This window comes from Nosocomiicoccus sp. HMSC059G07 (assembly GCF_001815515.1).
In the GTDB taxonomy this organism is placed as follows: Bacteria; Bacillota; Bacilli; order Staphylococcales; family Salinicoccaceae; genus Nosocomiicoccus; species Nosocomiicoccus ampullae_A.
The window spans coordinates 1-204 of sequence record NZ_KV820850.1 but is presented as its reverse complement, the minus strand read 5'-3'; the positions used below and the strand labels follow the sequence as shown (position 1 = coordinate 204).

1 protein-coding gene is annotated in these 204 nt (G+C 34.8%); it reads right to left on the bottom strand.

All coding sequences use genetic code 11. From position 1 onward, the window contains the following. A partial coding sequence (locus HMPREF3029_RS05965) for a kinase/pyrophosphorylase (protein WP_168165510.1) occupies positions 1-204 on the bottom strand: 204 nt, incomplete at both ends.

Below are 204 nucleotides of genomic sequence, written 5' to 3'. Positions count from 1 at the left end.
TGAAATAGTCCGCGTCGAGTTTATGGACACGACCTGGTTCATATAACGGTCCTCCCTCTAGTTTTTCTTTCAACATATCCATAACTGGTGTCATAACGTCTACAAAGGGAATATTGAGTTGTGTAAGTTTCTCTACGATATAGTTTGAAAGCTCTGGTTTAATAAAAGTAAAAATTACAACGACATTATCTAATTTAATCGATT